This is a genomic window from Aeromicrobium sp., from assembly GCF_032084975.1.
Lineage (GTDB): Bacteria > Actinomycetota > Actinomycetes > Propionibacteriales > Nocardioidaceae > Aeromicrobium.
Window position 1 is genome coordinate 1 of the sequence record NZ_DAMDLR010000126.1, and the last position, 4,613, is coordinate 4,613.

At 72.0% G+C, this 4,613-nt stretch carries 3 protein-coding genes; all 3 read left to right on the top strand.

The genetic code is table 11. From position 1 onward, the window contains the following. Positions 1-439, top strand: a 439-nt coding sequence (locus RT323_RS16050; RefSeq protein ID WP_313410225.1) for a D-alanyl-D-alanine carboxypeptidase, incomplete at its 5' end; no start/stop codon positions are given. After that, positions 427-3,000, top strand: coding sequence for a DUF3516 domain-containing protein (locus RT323_RS16055; RefSeq protein WP_313410227.1), 2,574 nt, complete (start codon positions 427-429; stop codon positions 2,998-3,000). The genes RT323_RS16050 and RT323_RS16055, both read left to right, overlap by 13 nt. Positions 3,001-3,142: 142 nt before the next feature. Further along, positions 3,143-4,183, top strand: a complete 1,041-nt coding sequence (locus RT323_RS16060) for a zinc-dependent metalloprotease (RefSeq protein ID WP_313410229.1) — start codon at positions 3,143-3,145, stop codon at positions 4,181-4,183. Positions 4,184-4,613: the final 430 nt, after the last annotated feature.

Genomic DNA, 4,613 nt, shown 5'->3' on the forward strand with positions numbered 1-4,613 from the left:
CTCGTTCGCCGGCGGCGCGGCGGCGGTGCAGGCCTCCCTGGACCGCGCGGGCGTGTCGACGGAGGGCTTGGTCCTCCACGACGGCAGTGGTCTCTCGCGCCAGAACCGCATCGCGGCGCGGACGCTCGCCGACGCGGTCGCGGCCGCGACTCGGACGCCGCGGCTCGCATCGATCCTCAGCGGCATGCCCGTCGGGGGATACAGCGGAACGCTCGACGACCGGTACGGCCAGCTCGGCGACGCCCGTGGCCTGGTCCGCGCCAAGACCGGGACGCTGACCGGAGTCCACACCCTGGCGGGTGTCGCGACCCTGTCCGGTGGCCGGCCGGTGGCCTTCGCCGTGATGGCGAACGGCACCGAGGACGTCAACCCGTTCGTCACCCAGGCCGCGCTCGACCGCGTCGCCGCCGCGATGGTGGGGTGCGCATGCCGGGCCTGAGTGCGGTCGCGTCACGCCTGGTGGACCTGCTCCCACCCGGCCGTACCGACGATGTCGACGTCGTCCACGAGGCGATCATGCAGTGGGTCGAGTCGCGTGGGCTCACGCTCTACCCGGCGCAGGACGAGGCGATCCTCGAGCTGGTCTCGGGATCGAACGTCGTGCTGGCGACCCCGACGGGCTCGGGCAAGAGCCTCGTGGCGACGGCGGCCATGGGCGCTGCGCTCGCCCGCGGCGAGTGCAGTGTCTACACCGCTCCCATCAAGGCCCTGGTGAGCGAGAAGTTCTTTGACCTGTGCGAGATCTTCGGAGCCGAGAACGTCGGCATGGTGACGGGCGACGCCGCGGTCAACGCGGATGCCCCGATCATCGCCGCCACGGCCGAGATCCTGGCCAACATGGCACTGCGCGAGGGCGCCGTGGCCGACATCGGCCTCGTGGTGATGGACGAGTTCCACTACTACGCCGATCCCGAGCGCGGCTGGGCGTGGCAGGTGCCGCTCATCGAGCTGCCGCGTGCCCAGTTCCTGCTCATGTCCGCGACGCTGGGCGACACGACACGGCTCGAGGCCGACCTGGCCCGCCGCACCGGCCGCGAGACCGTCGCCGTCACCTCGGTCGAACGACCGGTCCCGCTCGTCACCGAGTACGTCACCACACCGGTCCACGAGACGCTCGAGCAGCTCGTCGAGACGCACCAGACCCCGGTCTACGTCGTCCACTTCTCGCAGGCCGCGGCGCTCGAGCGCGCCCAGGCGCTGGCCAGCGCCAAGGTCGCGACCCGCGCCGAGCGCGACGCGATCGCCGAGGCACTGGGCGACTTCCGCTTCACCTCCGCGTTCGGCAAGACGCTGTCGCGGCTCATCCGGATGGGCATCGGCGTGCACCACGCGGGGATGCTGCCGCGGTACCGCCGCCTCGTCGAGACGCTCACGCAGCAGGGCCTGCTGAAGGTCGTGTGCGGCACGGACACGCTCGGCGTCGGCATCAACGTGCCGATCCGCACGGTGCTGTTCAGCGGCCTGAGCAAGTACGACGGCACCCGCCAACGCCATCTCCAGGTGCGCGAGTTCCAGCAGATCGCCGGCCGCGCGGGTCGCGCCGGCTTCGACACGATCGGCCACGTGGTCGTCGAGGCGCCCGAGCACGAGATCGAGAACGCCAAGCTCGTGCGCAAGGCCGGCGACGACCCGAAGAAGCTCAAGCGCATCCAGCGCAAGAAGCCGCCGGAGGGCTTCGTGTCGTGGGGCCAGGGCACGTTCGACCGGCTCGTGAACGGGACCCCCGAGGCGCTCGTCTCGCGGATGCGGGTCAGCCACGCGATGGTGCTCGACGTCATCACCCGCCCCGGTGATGCCCGGGCCGCGCTCGAGCACCTCATCCGCGAGAGCGGCGAGACCGAGGAGTCGCAGGACCGCCTGCTCGCCGAGGTCGACCACATCATCGAGGCGCTGCTGGCGGGCGAGGTCGTCGAGCGGATCGAGCCGCCGGACGCCCAAGGACGCACCCTGCGCCTGACAGTCGACCTGCAGGCCAACTTCGCGCTCAACCAGCCGCTGTCGCCGTTCGCGGTCGCCGCGTTCGACCTGCTCGACCGAGAGTCGCCGACGTACGCGCTCGACGTCGTCTCGGTCGTGGAGGCGACGCTCGACGACCCCCGGCCGATCATCAACGCGCAGCGGTTCCGGGCGCGCGGCGAGGCCGTCGCCGAGATGAAGATGGACGGCATCGAGTACGACGAGCGGATGGAGCTGCTCGAGGACGTCGAGCACCCGCAGCCGCTGCGCGAACTGCTCGACTCCGCCTACGAGATGTACCGCCAGGGCCATCCGTGGGTCGCCGACCACGAGCTGCGCCCCAAGTCCGTCGTGCGCGAGATGTGGGAGCGCGCGATGACGTTCTCCGAGGTCGTCTCGGACTACCAGCTGGCGCGGTCCGAGGGGATGGTGCTGCGGTACCTGTCGGACGTCTACAAGACGCTCGTGCGGACGGTGCCCACCGCGGTGCGCGACGACGAGCTCACGGACCTGACCGAGTGGCTGGGCGAGCTGGTCCGCCAGACCGACTCCAGCCTGCTCGACGAGTGGGAGCAGCTCATCGCTCCCGGCCAGGACCCCGCCGACGTGCGGCCGAAGGCGACGGGCGCCGAGACGCCACGGCCCCTCACCGCGAACGCGCGGGCGTTCCGCGTCCTGGTGCGCAACGCGATGTTCCGCCGCGTCGAGCTGGCGGCCTTCGGCCGGTGGGACGCCTTGGGCGACCTCGACAAGGAGGACGGCTGGGACGCGATGGCGTGGCGCGAGGCGATCCTGGAGTACCGCGAGGAGTACGACGAGGCGGCCGCGGCGACCGGGCGGGCCACGATGGGCAGCGGCCCCCAGGCGCGCGGTCCCGAGCTGTTCATGGTCGAGGACGAGACCGCCCGCACGTGGCGGGTCCGCCAGGTCTTCGAGGATCCCGAGGGCGACCGGGACTGGGGCATCAGCGCCGAGGTCGACCTCGACGCCTCGGACGAGGCCGGCGAGCCCGTCGTGCGGGTCCTCGACGTCGGTCCGCGCTGAGAGCTCGCACCGAGGGCGGTCGCTCCGGCAGCCGCTCCTCCACTTTTGGAGCAGTCTTACGCCGGATGCGACCTCGCAGGCGTAAACGCGCTCCAAAAGTGGGGCGGGGACGGCCGAGGGCGCAGGCCGTAGGTTGGACGCCATGATCGACTGGAACGTCGCGCGGTCCACGGCACGCCGACTCATGCGGCCCGGCCCCGAGCTGAGCGGCGCCGAAGTCCAGGACGTCGTGGCCGAGCTGCGCGAGGCCTCCCGGGTCGCCGAGGGCCCCGTCCGCGAGTTCACGGGCCTCGTCCCGGCGTACCCGACGCCCGTGCTCGTCGTCGACCGTCCGCGCTGGGCCGACGCCAACCTCGCTTCGTTCGAGGTCCTGTTGCGTCCCCTCGACGCCAAGCTCACGGCCGAGGGCAAGATGCCCACCGGCCTGCCGGGCGCCGTCGGCAGCCGGGTCACCGGTGCCGAGTTCGGGGCGATCGTGGCGTTCCTGGGCGGCAAGGTGCTCGGACAGTTCGATCCGTTCGCCGAGGGCGAGGCCGGGCCCGGCCGGCTGCTGCTGGTCGCGCCGAACATCGTCCACGTCGAGCGCGAGCTGGACGTCGACCCCTCCGACTTCCGCCGCTGGGTCTGCCTGCACGAGGAGACCCACCGGGCGCAGTTCACGGCTGTGCCGTGGATGCGCGACCACATGCTCGCGAAGGTCGACGAGATGATGCAGGCGACCGACATCGGCGGCGGCGCCGTGACCGGGATGGTCACCGAGGCGCTCCCCGAGCTGGTCCGGATCGTGCGCGGCGAGTCGGACAAGTCGCTCTCCGACCTCTTCCAGAACGAGCAGCAGCGCGCCATCGTCGACCAGATCACGGGGATGATGTCGCTGCTCGAGGGTCATGCCGACGTCGTGATGGACGACATCGGGCCCGACATCGTGCCGAGCGTCGCCGAGATCCGCCGCAAGTTCACGAAGCGCCGCGGCTCGGGCTCGGCCCTGTCGAAGGTGGTCCGCCGCCTGCTGGGCTACGAGGCGAAGATGCGCCAGTACAGCGACGGCGCCAAGTTCGTCCGCTCGGTCACCGACCAGGTCGGCAAGGACGGCTTCGACGCGGTCTGGGCCGAGGCCTCCCACCTGCCGACGCGCGCCGAGATCGCGGACCCGAGGTCCTGGGTCGCCCGCGTCCACGGCTGAGGCTGGGGTGGAGCGGTGACTCAGCGTCCGTTTCGCGTCCGGTTCGGGCGCTCACTCACCGCTCTCCCTCGACCCCCGTGGGCGGCTGGGGGGCGGTGCCTCAGCGTCCGTTTCGCGTGCGGTTCGGGCGCTCACTCACCGCTCTCCCTCGGCCCCCGCGGGCGGCTGGGGGGCGGTGCCTCAGCGTCCGTTCCGCGTCGCGTTCGGACGCTCACTCACCGCTCCGCATCAGCCACGGCCGAGGGCGGGTCCGAATGAGCCGACTGGACCCCTTGGTCGCGCGGGCTCGCCGGCTGGTCGAGCCGCACCTCGAGCCCGGCAGCGTCGTGGCCGTGTCCGGGGGCGCCGACTCGCTCGCGCTCGCCGCCGTGGTCGCCTTCTTCGTGCGGCGCCGAGGCGTCGACGCGCGGGCCGTGGTCGTCGATCACGG